Here is a 16,444-nt window from a genome sequence, read left to right on the forward strand (position 1 = left end):
TTCGCCGTTCGCCGTTCGCCGTTCGCCGTTCGCCGTTCGCCGTTCGCCGTTCGCCGTTCGCCGTTCGCCGTTCGCCGGACGATTATCCGCCGTTCGCGCGCTCGTTCAGGTGCGCGAACGCGTCCGCGAGAAAATCCACGCACACGCGCACCTTCGCCGACGCCGCAAGCCGCGCCGGATAGACCGCCCACACGTTCGCCGGCTGGATCGCGTCGGGCAGCACGCGCTTGAGCGCGCCGCTCGCGAGCAGCGGCCCCGCTTCCCAGATCGAGCGCAGCACGATCCCGCGGCCGGCGAGCGCCCACTGCACGGCGACCTCGCCGTGATTCGTCGACAGCGCGCCGCCCACCTTCACCGTCGATGTCTCGCCTCGCACCGTGAGCCGCCATACGCCGAACGGATGATCGCGCTCCTTGATCGCGAGGCATTGATGCGCGGCGAGATCCGCGAGCTGGCGCGGCATGCCGTATCGCGCGAGATACGCAGGCGAAGCGCACAGCACCCGGTAATTCGTCGCGAGCCGCTTCGCGATCAGGTGATCGGCGATCTCGTCGCCGATCCGGATGTCGAGATCGAAGCCTTCGCCCACGACGTCGATGAGCCGGTCGAACAGATCGAGCCGCACGTTGAGCTGCGGATAGCGCTCGTTGAACTCGAGCAGTGCGGGCGCGAGCACGTGCCGGCCAAAGCCGAAGCTGCTCGAAATCCGCAGCGTGCCGCGCGGGACGCTGCGGGTCGTCGAGACGTCCTCGACGAGATGGTCGACGTCGTCGAGGATCTTCTCGGTCCATGCGTAGACGCGCTCGCCCGCCTCCGTCACCCCGACGCGGCGCGTCGAGCGGTGCAAAAGCCGCGTGCCGAGCTGCTTTTCGAGCAGCGCGACGCGCTTGCTGACATACGCCGGCGACACCGCGAGCTGCTCGGCGGCCGCGCTGAAGCTCGCGAGCCGCACGACGATGCTGAACACGCGCAGGTCGTCGAGATTCGGCGAATTATTCACGATGCGTGGAAAGTCGATTAACCGGATGGCCGATTTTAATCCTTCCAGAAATAAATAGAATGCGTAAATCGACGACGGCGCGCGTCCCGAGCGACCGCGCCCGTCACACCGCCCATGCCGCCCGCGCCCGGCCCAGCCGACGCGCGCGGCTCGACACGAGACGAGGAATCCAGCATGAACGACAAGGCGTACAAGATCGCCGTCATCCCCGGCGACGGAATCGGCGTGGAAGTGATGCCCGAAGGGCTGCGCGCGCTCGACGCGGTGAGCCGCCGCTTCGGCTTGCGCTTCGAATACCAGCCGATCGAATGGGCGAGCTGCGAGTACTACGCGAAGCACGGCCAGATGATGCCGGACGACTGGAAAACGCAACTTTCCAGCATGGACGCGCTGCTGTTCGGCGCGGTCGGATGGCCCGACACTGTGCCCGATCACGTCTCGCTGTGGGGGTCGCTGCTGAAATTCCGCCGCGAATTCGACCAGTACGTGAACCTGCGCCCCGCGCGCCTGTTCGACGGCGTGCCGTGCCCGCTCGCCGGCCGCAAGGCGGGCGACATCGATTTCATGATCGTCCGCGAGAACACGGAAGGCGAGTATTCGGCCGTCGGCGGCGTGATGTTCGAGGGCACCGACCGCGAATTCGCCGTCCAGCAGGCGGTGTTCACGCGGCTCGGCACCGAGCGCGTGATGAAGTTCGCGTTCGAGCTCGCGCGGCGCCGCGCGAAGCGGCTCACCGTCGCGACGAAGAGCAACGGCATCGCGATCAGCATGCCGTGGTGGGACGCGCGCGCCGCCGAGATGGCCGCGCACTATCCGGACATCGCGTGGGACAAGCAGCACATCGACATCCTGTGCGCCCGCTTCGTGATGCAGCCGGACCGCTTCGACGTCGTCGTCGCGTCGAATCTGTTCGGCGACATCCTGTCCGACCTCGGCCCCGCGTGCACCGGCACGATCGGCATCGCGCCGTCTGCGAACCTGAACCCGGAGCGCAACTTTCCGTCGCTGTTCGAGCCGGTGCATGGCTCCGCGCCGGACATCGCGGGCAAGCACGTCGCGAATCCGATCGCGATGATCTGGTCGGCCGCGATGATGATCGACTTCCTCGGCGAAGGCGCCGGCCGCGCCCGCGAAGCGCACGACGCGATCGTCGCCGCGATCGAGCACGTGCTGAAGCACGGCCCGCGCACGCGCGACCTGGGCGGCCAGGCGTCGACGAGCGAAGTCGGCGACGCGATCGTCGCGCACCTGCTCGGCTGATCGCCTTCGATCGCCGCGCGCCGTTTCAACCGCATCGTTTCGTCAGGATTCGCACCATGCCGCTCACGCTGTCCCGCACCGAACTCCTCCGCACCGGCAACCTGATCGACGGCGAATGGCGCCCCGCCGCGTCGGGCAGCCGCTATGCCGTGTCCGATCCGGCCGCGCTCGACGTGATCTCCGAAGCCGCCGACAGCGGCGCCGACGACGCGCGGGCCGCCACCGACGCCGCCGCCCGCGCGCTGCCCGCGTGGCGCGCGACGCCCGCGCGCGAACGCGCCGCGATCCTGCGCGCGTGGCACGCGGCGATCGTCTGGCACACCGAAGACCTCGCGCGCCTGATGTCGCGCGAGCAAGGCAAGCCGCTCGCCGAGGCGCTCGGCGAAGTCGCGTACGGCGCGTCGTACGTGCAGTGGTTCGCCGAGGAAGCGACGCGAGCGTACGGCGACGTCATCCCGCAGCAGCACCACGGCAAGCGGATGAGCGTGGTGAAGGAGCCGATCGGCATCGTCGCGGCGATCACGCCGTGGAACTTTCCGCTCGCGATGATCGCGCGCAAGATCGCGCCGGCGCTCGCGGCGGGCTGCACGGTCGTCGCGAAGCCGGCGGAGGACACGCCGCTCACCGCGCTCGCGCTCGCGTTCCTCGCGATGGAAGCCGGCGTGCCGCCCGGCGTGCTGAACATGATCTCGGCGTCGCGCGAGCGCGGCGTCGAAGCGGTCGGCGACTGGCTCGCCGATTCGCGCGTGCGCAAGATCACGTTCACCGGCTCGACGCCCGTCGGCAAGTTCCTCGCGCGCGAATCGGCGGCGACGCTGAAGAAGCTGTCGCTCGAACTCGGCGGCAACGCGCCGTTCATCGTGTTCGACGACGCCGATCTCGACGCGGCCGTCGGCGGCCTGATGGCCGCGAAATTCCGCAACGGCGGGCAGACCTGCGTGTGTCCGAATCGCGTGTACGTGCAGGAAGGCGTGTACGACGCGTTCGCGGCGCGCGTCGCCGAGCGGGTGGGCGCGCTGCGCGTCGCGCCGGCGACCGATTCCGCGGCGCAGATCGGCCCGATGATCAACGCGCGCGCGGTCGACAAGATCGCGCGCCACGTCGACGACGCGGTGACGCGCGGCGCGCGCGTGCTGACGGGCGGCCGGCGTCTCGCCGAGATCGGCCCGCACTTCTATGCGCCGACCGTGCTCGCCGACGCCGCGCCCGGCATGCAGCTTTGCGGCGAGGAGACGTTCGGACCGGTAGTTGCGTTGTTCCGATTCTCGACCGAAGACGAAGCCATCGCCGCGGCGAACGACACGCCGTACGGCCTCGCCGCCTACTTCTACACGCAGAACGTGCGGCGGATCGCGCGCGTGTCGTCGCGGCTCGAGGCCGGCGTCGTCGGTGTCAACGAAGGTGCGCTCGCGAGCGAGGCCGCGCCGTTCGGCGGCGTCAAGGAATCGGGCTACGGCCGCGAAGGATCGCGCTACGGGCTCGACGACTATCTCGCGATCAAGTATCTGTGCGAAGGCAATCTCGATTGACGCCTTTCACGATGAAACGTGCGCGCGCACGCATGAAATCGCTCACCGAACGGCGCCGTATGCGCGGCGCCGGCCAGGTTCGCGATCGCGCGCGCACGTGATCCGCCGCGACATTTTCATCGACTCCCGAAAAAGCTCACCATGACCGAATCGGCTCCCGTATTTCCTCACTATTCGATCGAGGTCGACTTTCCGAACCTCGATGCGCATCGTGCCGGCAACGCCGGCGTCGACTACGTGCATCGCTTCGATTCGGGCGCGCCCGGCCCGCACGTGATGATCAATGCGCTCACGCACGGCAACGAAGTGTGCGGCGCGATCGTCGTGGATGCGTTGTTGAAGATGAGGTTGCGGCCGCGCCGCGGCGTGCTGACGCTGTCGTTCGCGAACGTCGCCGCGTACGAGCGCTTCGATGCGGACAAGCCCGACGCTGCGCGCTTCGTCGATCAGGATTTCAATCGCGTATGGACGCCCGCGGTGCTGGACGATCCGTCGAAGCGCTCGGTCGAGCTCGATCGCGCGCGCGCAATGCGGCCGTTCGTCGACGAAGCCGACTGGCTGCTCGACCTGCATTCGATGCACGAACGCAGCGCGCCGCTGATCGTCGCCGGGCCGCTCGACAAGGGCACCGCGCTCTCGCTGCGGATCGGCGCGCCGGCAACGGTGATTCGCGACGAAGGCCATCCGGAAGGCAAGCGGATGCGCGATTACGGCGGCTTCGGCGATCCGGCGAGCGCGAAAAATGCGCTCCTCATCGAATGCGGTCAGCACTGGGAGGCGCGAGCGGCGGCCGTCGCGCGCGACAGCACCGCGCGCTTTCTGGTCGCCTCGGGCATCGTCGACGGACAGGATCTGCCCGTCGACTGGTTCCTGCCGCTGGCAAAGACGATGCGAGTCGTGCAGGTGACGGAACCCGTCGTCGCGACGAGCCACGACTTTCGTTTCGCCGATGCATACACCGGCCTCGAGCATTTCGCGAAAGCGGGCGAAGTGATCGGCTGGTCGAACGGCGAGCCCGTCACGACGCCGTATCCGGACTGCGTGCTCGTGATGCCGTCGCTGCGCCAGTTGCGCCCGGGCGTGACGGTCGTTCGGCTCGGCCATCTGGAGCGCGAGGTGCCGCAGCGAGGATGATGCGAACGGCACCGGGCGCCGCCGTTCGGGGCGCCGCCGAAGCGGCGCCCGATCGCATTCGACGCTCGCGACAGGCGGTCGTCGCGCTATGTTTAGCGTTTGGCGTTTGGCGTTTGGCGTTTGGCGTTCGGCGTTCGGCGTTCGGCGTTCGGCGTTCGGCGTTCGGCGTTCGGCGTTCGGCGCTCTACGCGCGGCGTCCAAACATCGCACGACGCAACGCCCCGACGCATCGCAACCACCCGCGCTACCCATGACGAATCGCGCGACGCTTCGGCAACGCACGCCGCTCGATGGCGGCGCGACGTCGCGCGCCGCGCGCCGTCGCTCAAAGCCCGAGGTCCGACAAGCCCGGATGATCGTCGGGCCGGCGGCCGAGCGGCCAATGGAACAGGCGATCCGATTCGCGAATCGGCATGTCGTTGATGCAAGCGTGGCGATGCGCCATCAGCCCGTTCTCGTCGAATTCCCAGTTTTCGTTGCCGTACGAGCGGAACCAGTTGCCCGCGTCGTCGCGCCATTCGTACGCGAAGCGCACCGCGATCCGGTTGCCCGTGAACGCCCACAATTCCTTGATCAGCCGATAGTCGAGCTCGCGCGTCCACTTGCGGCGCAGCAGCGCGACGATCTCCGCGCGGCCCGTGGCGAACTCCGCGCGGTTGCGCCACTTGCTCTGCGGCGTATAGGCGAGCGACACGCGCTCGGGGTCGCGCGTGTTCCAGCCATCTTCAGCAGCCCGAACTTTTTGAATCGCGGTTTCGCGCGTGAACGGCGGAACGGGCGGGCGGATTTCGGTTGAATCGGACATCGTGTTCTCCAGATTGAGGACGTGAAAGGGCCTGCCCGGCTCGCCGACGGACGGCGGGCAGGTCGAGGTACGGCTATTCGAGTGAAGGAAAAGGGGGAGCGTCAGCCGGACCGGCTCGGCAACGTCGCGTCGAGCAGCAGCTCCGCCGCCGCGCGCGCGTCGCGCGCCGCCGATGCATCGCCGCTCACGAGCGCGACGCCGATCGCGCCGTCGATCAGCACGAGCCACTGGCGCGCGAGCCGCGCGACGTGCCGGCGATCCGCGCCGGCCTCGGCCGCATGCGCGTCGAGCTGCTCGCGCACGAACGCGCGCAGGCGTTCCTTGTGCTCGCGCGCGACGACACGCACCGGATCGTCCGGATGCTCGATCTCGCCCGCCGCGTTCAGGAACGCGCAGCCATGAAAATCCGCCTGCTCAAACCATTCGCGCAGCACGTCGAACATGCCGACGAGCCGCGCGCGCGGCGTCTTGCCGCGTTTTTCCGTCGCGTCGACGAACCACGTCATCCAGCGTTCGTCACGACGTTCGAGCGCGGCGGCGACGAGCGCCTCCTTCGATTCGAAGTGCGTATAGAAGCTCTTGCGCGCGGCGCCCGACAGCTTGACGATCGCGTCGACGCCCGTCGCATGAATGCCGCCCGCGTAGATCAGCGTCTCGGCCGCGTCGAGCAAGCGCTCGCGCGCGCCGGCTGCGGCGGGGGAAAGGTCAGGTTTCGTGTTCATGCGTTTACGGTAGAACGATCATTCTCCTTTGTCAACCTCGAATCGATGCGCTATCGTCTTTCGACGCGTTCGACAAACGAGGTTCGGATGAAACCGGCGAGATGGGCGGGATGGATCGCATGCGCGGTTGCGCTCGCGGGCGCGACGGCGAGCTGCACGCCGCTGCGGGTCGTCACGCACAGCGTGTCGACGGCGGAAGCCGCCGTTCCGGCCGGCCGCTACACGCTCGATCCGCACCACTGGAGCATCGTGTTCGACGTCGACCATTTCAAGTATTCGCGCTTCACGATGCGTTTCGATCGCGCGAGCGCGCAGCTCGACTGGCGCGCGGGCGGGCTTGCCGACAGCGGCGTGACGGCGTCGATCGACGCGGCAAGCATCGACACCAACGTGCCGCTGCTCGACAAGCTCGTCGCGGGCGCCGACGCGCTCGACGCCGCCCGCTATCCGCAGATCCGTTTCGACGGCGCGCACTTCACGCGCACGAGCGCGACGCAAGGCACGTTGGCCGGCAACCTGACGATCCGCGGCGCGACGCGCCCCGTCACGCTCGCCGTCACGTTCAATGGCTACGGCCGCAATCCGTTGACGAAGCAGGACACGCTCGGCTTTTCTGCGAGCGGCACGTTCAGCCGCGCGCAATTCGGCGTGACGAGTTGGTTTCCGGCCGTCGGCGACGACGTGCGCGTGCGCATCGAGGCGGAATTCGTCAAGGAAGGCGTAGCGCCGGCGCAATGACGCGCCGATGACGTACCCTCTCACGGCGCTCGCGATCCGCGACGATACTCGATCCTCATGCACCGCGACTCACGTCGCCGTCACGAAAATTTTTTACGACATTTTTTCTTGAAAGGCGCGCTCGCGCCTCCCTACACTTCGGGCAACCGTCGAGGTTTGGGAGGTGTCATGCAACAGCAACGAGCGAAGAACGAACGAGCAATGCATTTCGCATGCGCGAAGCGCGTGGAAGGCCGTGTCGTGCTGAGGCGTTTCGATCCGGCGCACGACTCGTACGAAGAGCTGACCGCGCTGCTGCATCGCGCATTCGCGCGGCTCGGCCAAATGGGACTCAATTGCCCTTGCGTCGATCAGCCGGCCGCCGTCACGCGGCAGCGCGCGCTCGCGGGCGAGTGCTTCGTCGCCGTCTGCAACGGCCACCTGGTCGCGACGATGACGCTTCATACGCGCGATTTGTCGTCGCCGTGCGAGCTCTATCGCCGCGCCAACGTCGCGACGCTGCGCCAGTTCGGCGTCGATCCGGTGTGGCAAGGGCGCGGCATCGGCTGCTCGATGCTCGCGTTCGCCGCGCATTGGGCGGCCGCGCGCGGCTATCGGCGCCTCGCGCTCGATACGCCGCAACCCGCCGCGCATCTCGTCGAGTTCTATACGCGTCAAGGATTCCGAATCGTCGACGTCATGCATTTTTCCGGCAAAGGCTACGACAGCGCGATCCTCAGCAAGTCGACGGACGCATCGCCTTCGTATGGATGGAAAATGCGCGAACTGCCGCTGATACCGACGCCAACGCCGACACCGCTCGGTCGCGTCGCATGAGCGCCGACGACGAAACGCACCGGCGCGACCGCACGCACGATTCGGGCGATTCTGGCGATCCGAACGCGCGCAAGCCGGCCAACGTGCGAGCCGCGATGCGCGCGCGCGGGCTCGCCAAGGTCGTGTGCATCACGATCGCGGTGAGCCAGGTGTTGACGACGGCATTCGCCGGCCTCGCTCACGCATTCGGCCACGACGTCGAACCCGGCCCGCTGCTGCTCTTCAATTTCGTCACGTGCGCGCTCGTCAGTTTCTGGCTGCAATCCGATGCGCAGCGCGCCTATCTCGATGCACGAGCAAGCGGGCGCCTGCGCAAGGCCCCGACCGTCGATACGCTGCCCGACGTTCCGACCGGTTGCCCGAAACGTTGGCTAGTCATCCTGAACATTGAATTGAATCCGCATTTGCTCGACGAAGCGAAATAGAGCACGTGCGCATGGCGTGAAATCGCGGAGCGTCGCTTGGAAATATTGATGCGATGTTTACTCCCGCCACCCGAGTCTTTCGATCGATTTGACACGTGCCGCGCTGCAATGGAGACATGAAGCGCGGCCGAACCGACTGCCGAAGCGGGAGAATCGATGGACAAGCACGCGTATCTGCAAATCAGCCTTTTCGTCATCGTGCTGACGCTGCTCGTCAAGCCGCTCGGGCGCTACATCGCCCGCGTCGCAAACGACGATCCGCCTTGGCCGATGCGAATGCTGCGGCCCGTCGAGCGATGGACGTATCGCGCGGCGGGCGTCGATCCCGAACAGGGGATGAGCTGGAAAACTTACGCGGTCGCGTTGCTGTCGTTCAGCGTGCTCGGCACGATCGCGCTCTACGCGTTGCAGCGTCTCCAGCACAGGCTGCCGCTCAATCCGCAGTCCCTGCCGGCCGTCGGTGCGGATTCGGCATTCAACACGGCCGTCAGCTTCGTCACCAACACAAGCTGGCAGGGCTACGCAGGCGAAACGACGCTCAGCTATCTGAGCCAGATGGGAGGCATCGCCGTGCAGAGTTTCCTGTCGGCCGCCGCGGGCATCGCCGTCCTGTTCGCGCTGATCCGCGCGCTCGCGACGCGCGGCACCGGCTCCGTCGGCAATCTATGGGCCGACCTCACGCGCGCGACGCTGTACATCCTGATTCCGTTGTCCGTGCTGTTCGCCGCCGCGTTCATCGCGCAAGGCACGATCCAGAACTTCTCCGCCTATCGCGCCGTTCACATCGCGCAAAGCGTCACCTGGCAGCAGCCCGCGCTCGACGCCAGCGGCACGCCGTTGCGCAGCGCCGCCGGCCAACCGGTCGTGCGCACGATCACGAGCCGCGAGCAGCTTCTGCCGATGGGGCCCGTCGCGTCGCAGGAATCGATCAAGCTGTTGAGCGGCGACGGCGGCGGCTTCTTCAACGCGAACTCCGCGCATCCGTTCGAGAATCCCACGCCCTTCAGCAACTTCCTGCAAATGCTCGCGCTGCTGCTTCCGGCCGCGCTTTGCTACACGTTCGGCGCGATGGTCGGCGACACGCGGCAGGGCTGGGCGATCTATGCGGCGATGCTCGCGATGTTCGTCGCCTGCGCCGCGGCAACGATGCGTGCGGAGCAGGCGGGCAGCGCGATGCTCACGGCGCCCGGCATCGACTCGCGCGCATCCGTAGCGATGCCGGGCGGCAACATGGAAGGCAAGGAGACGCGCTTCGGGATCGCGTCGTCCGCGCTCTACGCGGCGATCGCGACGGCGAGCGGCGACGGAGCCGTCGACTCGATGCACGATTCGCTGACGCCGATCGGCGGACTCGTGCCGATGGCGTTGATGCAGACGGGCGAAGTGGTGTTCGGCGGCCCCGGCTCGGGACTCTTCGGCATGCTGGTGCATGCGATGCTCGCCGTGTTCATCGCGGGATTGATGATCGGCCGCACGCCCGAATATCTCGGCAAGAAGATCGATCCGCACGACATGAAGCTCGTCTCGATCGCGATCCTCGCGACACCGATCGTCGTGCTCGTCGGCACGGCCGTATCGGTGCTGCTGCCGGACGGCGTCGCCGGCATCGCGAACCCCGGCGCGCACGGCTTCAGCGAGATCCTCTACGCGTTCACGTCGGCCGCGAACAACAACGGCAGCGCGTTCGCCGGCCTCGCCGCGAACACGCCGTACTACAACACGGCGCTCGCGGCGGCGATGTGGCTCGGCCGCTTCGCGACGATCGTGCCGGTGCTCGCGCTCGCGGGCTCGCTCGCGCCGAAGGTGCGGCGCGCGGCCGGCCCCGGCACGCTGCCGACGCATGGCCCGCTCTTCGTCGTCCTGCTGATCGGAACGGTCTTGCTGATGACGTTGCTCACGTATCTGCCGGCGCTTGCGCTCGGGCCGATCGTCGAGCAGGTGACGATGGGCGCCGCGCATTGAATGCCGCGCGAGGCTCGACATGCCGCCTCGCGCGGTTTTCGGATCATCGTTCGCAGTCCGTAGCGCGGCGTGACTCGTGACTCCCGGCCCGGCGTCACACGGTCCAGTCGAGAATCACCTTGCCGCTCTCGCCCGACAGCATCGCCGCGAAGCCCTTCTCGAACTCGTCGACCGGAAAGCGATGCGTGAGGATCGGTGACAAGTCGAGCCCGCTCTGCAACATCGCGACCATCTTGTACCAGGTCTCGAACATTTCGCGCCCGTAGATGCCCTTGATCTCGAGGCCCTTGAAGATCACCTGATTCCAGTCGATCGCGGTCTGCGCGGGCGGAATGCCGAGCAGCGCAACCTTGCCGCCGTGATTCATCGATTCGAGCAGCGACGTGAACGCGCTCGGCACGCCCGACATCTCGAGCCCGACATCGAAGCCTTCGGTCATGTGCAGATCGGCCATCACGTCGCGCAGCGATTCGCGCGACACGTTCACCGCGCGCGTCGCGCCCATCTTGCGTGCGAGATCGAGGCGATAGTCGTTGATGTCGGTGATGACGACGTTGCGCGCGCCGACGTGCTTCGCGATCGCCGCCGCCATCACGCCGATCGGCCCCGCGCCCGTGATCAGCACATCCTCGCCGACGAGGTTGAACGACAGCGCGGTGTGCGTCGCGTTGCCGAACGGATCGAAGATCGCGGCGAGATCGTCGGAGATCTCGGGCGGAATCTTGAACGCGTTGAACGCGGGAATCGCGAGATACTCGGCGAACGCGCCTTCGCGATTCACGCCGACGCCCACCGTGTTGCGGCACAGATGGCGCCGCCCCGCGCGACAGTTGCGGCAGAAGCCGCACGTGATGTGGCCTTCGCCGGATACGCGATCGCCGATCGAGAAGCCGCGCACTTCCTGGCCCATCTCGACGATCTCGCCGACATACTCGTGGCCGACGTGCATCGGCACCGGAATCGTCTTCTGCGCCCAGTCGTCCCACTTCCAGATGTGGATGTCGGTGCCGCAGATCGCGGTGCGGCGAATCTTGATCAGCACGTCGTTGTGACCGACCTCGGGCTTCTTCACGCGGGTGAGCGTAAGGCCCGGGCCGCGTTCGAGCTTGGCAAGCGCTTTCATCGCGAGCCTCCGTCTAAATGACGCCGAGCGTCTTGCCGACGCGCACGAACGCGTCGACCGCGCGATCGATCTGCTCGGGCGTATGCGCGGCGCTCATCTGCGTGCGAATGCGTGCACGGCCGCGCGGCACGACGGGATACGAGAAACCGATCACGTACACGCCTTCGGCGAGGAGCGCGTCGGCCATCCTGGATGCGACCTGCGCGTCGCCGAGCATCACCGGAATGATCGGGTGCTCGCCCGGCACGAGCGTGAAGCCCGCCGCGCTCATCTTCTCGCGGAAGTGCGCGCCGTTCGCGCGCACGCGCTCGCGCAGCCGCGCGCCCTCGTCGCTCGCGAGCAACTCGAGCACCTTCAGCGACGCGGCCGCGATGCTCGGCGTCAGCGTGTTCGAGAACAGATACGGGCGCGAGCGCTGCCGCAGCAGTTCAACGATTTCGCGCCGCGCGGCGACATAGCCGCCCGACGCGCCGCCCAGCGCCTTGCCGAGCGTGCCCGTGATGATGTCGACGCGGCCCTCGACGCCGCAATGCTCGGGCGTGCCGCGCCCGTGCTCGCCGATGAAGCCGACCGCATGCGAATCGTCGACCATCACGAGCGCGCCGTAGCGATCGGCGAGATCGCAGACGCCTTTCAGGTTCGCGATGATGCCGTCCATCGAGAACACGCCGTCGGTCGCGATCAGCTTGAAGCGCACGCCCGCGGCGTCGGCCTCGCGCAGCTTCGCTTCGAGATCGGCGAGATCGTTGTTCTTGTAGCGAAAGCGCTTCGCCTTCGACAGGCGAACGCCGTCGATGATGCTCGCGTGGTTCAGCTCGTCGCTGATGATCGCGTCGTTTTCGTCGAGCAGCGTCTCGAACAGGCCGCCGTTCGCGTCGAAGCAGCTCGAATACAGAATGCAGTCGTCCGTTTTCAGGAACGCGGAAAGCGCCGCCTCCAGCTGCTTGTGCACGGTCTGCGTGCCGCAGATGAAGCGCACCGACGCCATCCCGAACCCGTCCTGCTCGAGCGCCGCCTGCGCGGCGGCGATGAGGCGCGGATCGTCCGCGAGCCCCAGATAGTTGTTCGCGCAGAAATTCAGCACGTGCGCGCCGCCGGCAAGCCGGATGTCGGCCGCCTGCGGGCTCGCGATCTCACGCTCGGTCTTGTAGAAACCGTCCGCGCGAATCTGCTCGAGGGTGCCGCGTAGATGGGCGAGATAGGCATCACGCATCGCATAAGCTCCTGATATGGGCTGCAAGCCTCGGCGCTCGGCCGCGCTCGTGGCGGCGGCAAAGCAGCTTGCTACTGTTATAGTCGGCCGTCGGGTTCAGCGTATTTTTCCTGTATTCCGAACTAAAATTCGAAATACCGAACAACTCTAAGCGAACGGAATTCAAATGGCAAGCTCTTCCGGCGCGCGGCGCACAGCCGCGCCCGCTTCCGCCGGCGTCGCGCCGCCGCGGGTCGGCGAGCAAATTCAGCGCCTGCGCAACGAGCGCAAGCTGACGCTCGACGATCTGTCGCGCGCGGCGGGCGTATCGAAATCGATGCTGTCGGAAATCGAGCGCGACAAGGCGAATCCGACGATCGCGGTTGCGTGGCGGCTCACGAACGCGCTTGGCATCAGCCTCGACGAGTTGTTCGCGCAGCCGAAGGCGCCGGAGACGATCCGCGTCGACGGCCCGCACGACATCCCGACGCTCGCCGGGCACGACGCGCAATACCAGTTACGCGTCTGGGGGCCGATCGAGCTCGCGGGCAAGTTCGAGTGGTATGAGTTGACGCTGCCGGCGCACGGCGCGCTCGTGTCGAATCCGCACGAGCCGGGCACGCGCGAGCATCTGACCGTGCTGAACGGCACGATCGAAATCGAAGCGGCGGGCATCGCGCGGCGCCTGAAGGCGGGCGACACCGCGCGCTACGCGGCCGACGGGCCGCACGCGATCCGCAACGCGGGCAAGAGCGAAGCGAAGGCGCTCCTCGTCGTGATCCATCGGCAGCACGGCGTCTAGCCGGCTCGTCAGCCAGTTGCGCAAAATACTGTATATTCGTACAGTATACGCAAAACAGGAGCCCGCGATGACCGAACAGGATCTGGCCGCGCTCAGCTTCAAGGCTGCGGCGCACGATATGGAAACGATTGTCCGCCACATTGCCGAGCGCTATATCCGGCAAGGCGTGCCGCTGACGTGGCGGCTCCTGCACGCGGTCGAGGCCGAAGCGCTCGCCGATCTCGGCTTCGCGAGCCGGCACGATTCGATGGTGCGCTGCCTGTTCGACCGCCCGGCCGAACTGTGCTTTCCCGAAACCGACGATCTCGTCGACTTCGGGCGGTCGAACGCGCTGCCTGCGGTGTTTTCGTTCGCGGTCGCCGCGTACGAGCGGGCCGCGAACGCGCGGAACGACGCGACGGAAGCGCCGGCGCGCCCCATGCGCGTGTCGCGCGCGTGGGGCGACTGACGCCACCGCGCCCAACCCAAGCCGTCGAGCGGCTCGCGCCTCGCACGCAGACAGCTGGCTTCCGGCGGCACGATGGCTGCCGAATTTGTTCGGCCGCTGACTCGAAACACTTTATCGAGCGAATGCGACACGCTATGATGAATTGCAACTAACGGGATAATAGACATGTCGCTGCCCACCTTGACGAGCCCCGCATCGCCGCCCGACATTCCGAGCGATCTGTTTGATCGCGACACGTCGGATTGGCTCAACCGTCCGGACACCGCATTCGACGCATGGCTGGCCGCCCAGGAATTTCGCCGTTCGTCGGCCGACGTCTATCGCGCGCAGTGGGGCGCGTTTCTCGGCTGGCTCGCAAAACGACAGAAAAACCTCGCGACGGTCGACACCGAGACGATCGCCCACTTCGTCGGCGAACTCCCGATCAAGAAGACGCAAAGAGTCCGCTATTTGAGGCTGATCGAGCGCGTGCTCGACCACGTGCGCAAGAGCGAGCTGGGCTCGACGAATCCTGCTCGCTTCATCGCTCAGGATGGCGAAGCAACTTGGCGTAGCGCGCGAGACAATGAACCAACCAGTTTCCTTGCGCCGGCCGAACGCGCGGCGCTGCTCGCGTATCTGTTTTCCCCGCTGCCGGCGATGGGCGCGGCGCTCTGGAAGGAGCGCCGCGATCGCGCGCTCATCGCCGCGTTCCTCGGCGGCGGATTGAAAACCGGCGAGGCGCGCACGCTCACGATTAGTTGCGTGAAACTTGGAACGACGATGCTGACGATCCCGGCGACCCAGCCGGAATTCACACGCGAAACACATCTTGCATCGTTCGCGATCGCGCTGTTCGACGCGTGGCTCGTCGAACGCCAACGCTGCGGCATTCCGGGCGAACTCGTCTTTCCCGCATCCCAATCCGGCCGGCCAATGCACAAGGCAACGATGCTGCGTGCGGTCGACGCGATCATCGACGCGGCGGACATCGCGCAATCCCGCACCGCGCGCGCCAGTCCGCAAACGCTGCGCAACACGTTCGCGGCCGAGTTGTTCGAAAACGGCGTCGATCCGGAGAAAGTCGGGCAGTGGCTGGGATTCGCGCAGCCGATATCGTCGAACCGGCTGCACCGCGCATGGAGAAACTGGCGAGAGAACCTCGCAAGTGCGCTGCCCGACGCCGAGCCGCTCACCGATGATGCGCCTGCCGCGTCAAGCCAGGCTTGAAGCCGGGATTTTTCACCCCCCGAAAACGCTCACCTTTCGACTCCCGAATTTCCTCACGTTTGAGAAATCCGGACGCATGCCGTCACCGCTTCCGGGCGAAATACGCGGCCGCCGCAAAGCGCGACGACCGCGCTCCCGACGTGTGCTCGCATTCTGGGCAGAGCAATTCGTAGCCGCGTGCGTCGTGTGACAGCTCGGGTTCGCCGTCGCCGCAATTCGGACAGCGCGCCGGCAGCGACACGTGCTGATCCAGTGATGTGCCGATCGCGTCGAACGCCGCTGCATCCAGACTCCCGGCGTCAGCCAGACGCTGAATCAGAGCGGCAATCTCGGGCGTCATGCCCTGACTGGCCCGCAATACCTCGACTTCCTTGACCGCGTCGGCCAATTCGTCGCCTTGCTCTTTCAACTGCGCGTCGAGCCGGTCCGCGCGCGCCTTGGCGGTACTCAATTGCTGCAGGAAATCGAATTCCTTGCGGTTGACGTCACGCAACCCCTGCTGGTAAGTCGACGCCATGCTGCGCAAGGAATCGAGCTCGACGAGCATCGGCTTCACGCGCCGCTCGGCTTCCGCGATCGCGTCCTTGATCTGCTGTGCGTAGTGCTCGGTGTTCTCGCGCAGCTCCGCGTGCAGCGCGTCGATGCGCTCGCGCAGCGCGGCGTTTTGGCCTTGCTCGGTTTCGAGGCGCTGATTCAGCAGCGCGTTTTCGTTTTCCATTCGATGGATCAAGCCCTGCAGCGAATCCTGATGGACTAGGCCTTGCGTCGACGCGGACGCCAGCTGCACCTCGACTTCGGTCAACCGATTCTGTAATTGCTCGGCGCGCGCGTCGCTCCGGCCAAGCGCGTTTTCAAGCGCTTCCTGGCGAATCAGCGCGTCGCGATATTTCTGTTCAGCGGCGGCTACGTCCTCGCTAGCCTGCTGCCGCTCGACATCGAGACTCTCCCGCGCCTGCTTCAATGCCTCTTCATATAGCGTGCCGAGCAGTGCCCCGGCCTTTTCTTCGAGGGCCTTCGGCAAAGCAGCGCCCTCGAGCCTGACTTTGGACGCCGCACGAATGCGTTCCCAAAAGTAGTCGATGTCCTTCGGGATGTCGCTCGCGCTGCCGGTCTGGGTCAGATCACGGACGTTCGCGGCGGACGGGCGGATGCCGAGATCGAAGAACAACCGCTTGCATGCGTGTAGCGACAGTTCTTGCCGACGGGCGCCGGATGCGCGCAACGCATCGAGTTCTTCGCGAATGGTTTGCCGGATCTCATCGAGCGTCATGGTCGTTGT

The 16,444-nt window shown here is 66.5% G+C and carries 16 protein-coding genes; 10 read left to right on the forward strand and 6 right to left on the reverse strand.

The genetic code is table 11. From position 1 onward, the window contains the following. Positions 1 to 82: 82 nt before the first annotated feature. Positions 83 to 1,000, reverse strand: coding sequence for a LysR substrate-binding domain-containing protein (locus tag WS91_RS18760; protein WP_038754599.1), 918 nt, complete (start codon positions 998 to 1,000; stop codon positions 83 to 85). Positions 1,001 to 1,114: 114 nt separating this feature from the next. On the opposite strand from WS91_RS18760, the gene WS91_RS18765 reads away from it, so the two are divergent. The 3 genes from WS91_RS18765 (at position 1,115) to WS91_RS18775 (ending at position 4,923) form a co-directional block, all read left to right on the forward strand. Further along, positions 1,115 to 2,260 (forward strand): tartrate dehydrogenase, encoded by a 1,146-nt coding sequence (locus tag WS91_RS18765; protein ID WP_269434505.1) that lies wholly within the window; start codon positions 1,115 to 1,117, stop codon positions 2,258 to 2,260. A 56-nt stretch (positions 2,261 to 2,316) separates the two neighbouring features. After that, the gene (locus WS91_RS18770) at positions 2,317 to 3,789 is read left to right on the forward strand and encodes an NAD-dependent succinate-semialdehyde dehydrogenase (protein ID WP_038754606.1); all 1,473 of its coding nucleotides are present in this window, start codon (positions 2,317 to 2,319) and stop codon (positions 3,787 to 3,789) included. A gap of 141 nt (positions 3,790 to 3,930) precedes the next feature. Beyond that, complete coding sequence (locus tag WS91_RS18775; protein ID WP_059645649.1) at positions 3,931 to 4,923, forward strand: M14 family metallopeptidase; 993 nt, start codon at positions 3,931 to 3,933, stop codon at positions 4,921 to 4,923. A 325-nt stretch (positions 4,924 to 5,248) separates the two neighbouring features. On the opposite strand, the gene WS91_RS18780 is transcribed toward WS91_RS18775, so the two are convergent. Further along, the gene (locus tag WS91_RS18780) at positions 5,249 to 5,728 is read right to left on the reverse strand and encodes a nuclear transport factor 2 family protein (RefSeq protein ID WP_059578429.1); all 480 of its coding nucleotides are present in this window, start codon (positions 5,726 to 5,728) and stop codon (positions 5,249 to 5,251) included. Between the two features lie 101 nt (positions 5,729 to 5,829). Next, positions 5,830 to 6,450 (reverse strand): TetR/AcrR family transcriptional regulator, encoded by a 621-nt coding sequence (locus tag WS91_RS18785; RefSeq protein ID WP_038754614.1) that lies wholly within the window; start codon positions 6,448 to 6,450, stop codon positions 5,830 to 5,832. 87 nt (positions 6,451 to 6,537) lie between these two features. On the opposite strand from WS91_RS18785, the gene WS91_RS18790 reads away from it, so the two are divergent. The 4 genes from WS91_RS18790 (at position 6,538) to kdpA (ending at position 10,391) form a co-directional block, all read left to right on the forward strand. Beyond that, on the forward strand, positions 6,538 to 7,188 hold the full coding sequence (locus WS91_RS18790) for a YceI family protein (protein WP_038754617.1): 651 nt from the start codon (positions 6,538 to 6,540) through the stop codon (positions 7,186 to 7,188). Positions 7,189 to 7,356: 168 nt separating this feature from the next. Then, positions 7,357 to 8,004 carry a GNAT family N-acetyltransferase gene (locus tag WS91_RS18795; RefSeq protein WP_081990080.1) on the forward strand — a complete coding sequence of 216 codons (648 nt, stop codon included), beginning with the start codon at positions 7,357 to 7,359 and terminating at the stop codon, positions 8,002 to 8,004. Continuing rightward, entirely contained in the window at positions 8,001 to 8,429 is a 429-nt protein-coding gene (locus WS91_RS18800; protein ID WP_038754622.1) for a hypothetical protein, read from the forward strand. The genes WS91_RS18795 and WS91_RS18800 overlap by 4 nt, the downstream gene beginning before the upstream one ends. Positions 8,430 to 8,585: 156 nt before the next feature. Then, on the forward strand, positions 8,586 to 10,391 hold the full coding sequence (gene kdpA, locus WS91_RS18805; RefSeq protein ID WP_059670759.1) for a potassium-transporting ATPase subunit KdpA: 1,806 nt from the start codon (positions 8,586 to 8,588) through the stop codon (positions 10,389 to 10,391). 94 nt (positions 10,392 to 10,485) lie between these two features. Here kdpA and tdh read toward each other — a convergent pair whose 3' ends face one another. Both tdh and WS91_RS18815 read right to left on the reverse strand, forming a co-directional pair. Then, entirely contained in the window at positions 10,486 to 11,514 is a 1,029-nt protein-coding gene (gene tdh / locus WS91_RS18810) for an L-threonine 3-dehydrogenase (RefSeq protein ID WP_038755439.1), read from the reverse strand. A gap of 13 nt (positions 11,515 to 11,527) precedes the next feature. Further along, positions 11,528 to 12,727, reverse strand: a complete 1,200-nt coding sequence (locus tag WS91_RS18815; RefSeq protein ID WP_059670760.1) for a glycine C-acetyltransferase — start codon at positions 12,725 to 12,727, stop codon at positions 11,528 to 11,530. Positions 12,728 to 12,893: 166 nt separating this feature from the next. Here WS91_RS18815 and WS91_RS18820 point away from each other — a divergent pair, with 166 nt between their 5' ends. The 3 genes from WS91_RS18820 to WS91_RS18830 all read left to right on the forward strand — a co-directional run bounded on the left by WS91_RS18820 (position 12,894) and on the right by WS91_RS18830 (position 15,165). After that, on the forward strand, positions 12,894 to 13,508 hold the full coding sequence (locus tag WS91_RS18820; RefSeq protein ID WP_038755443.1) for a helix-turn-helix domain-containing protein: 615 nt from the start codon (positions 12,894 to 12,896) through the stop codon (positions 13,506 to 13,508). A gap of 67 nt (positions 13,509 to 13,575) precedes the next feature. Beyond that, on the forward strand, positions 13,576 to 13,956 hold the full coding sequence (locus WS91_RS18825) for a DUF2471 family protein (RefSeq protein WP_038755445.1): 381 nt from the start codon (positions 13,576 to 13,578) through the stop codon (positions 13,954 to 13,956). 165 nt (positions 13,957 to 14,121) lie between these two features. Then, positions 14,122 to 15,165, forward strand: coding sequence for a tyrosine-type recombinase/integrase (locus tag WS91_RS18830; RefSeq protein WP_059670761.1), 1,044 nt, complete (start codon positions 14,122 to 14,124; stop codon positions 15,163 to 15,165). An 82-nt stretch (positions 15,166 to 15,247) separates the two neighbouring features. On the opposite strand, the gene WS91_RS18835 is transcribed toward WS91_RS18830, so the two are convergent. Further along, positions 15,248 to 16,435: a DNA-binding protein gene (locus WS91_RS18835; RefSeq protein ID WP_059577577.1), complete on the reverse strand. Its 1,188-nt coding sequence runs from the start codon at positions 16,433 to 16,435 to the stop codon at positions 15,248 to 15,250. Positions 16,436 to 16,444 lie beyond the last annotated feature (9 nt).

The sequence above is a fragment of the Burkholderia sp. MSMB1498 genome (assembly GCF_001526245.1).
In the GTDB taxonomy this organism is placed as follows: domain Bacteria; phylum Pseudomonadota; class Gammaproteobacteria; order Burkholderiales; family Burkholderiaceae; genus Burkholderia; species Burkholderia savannae.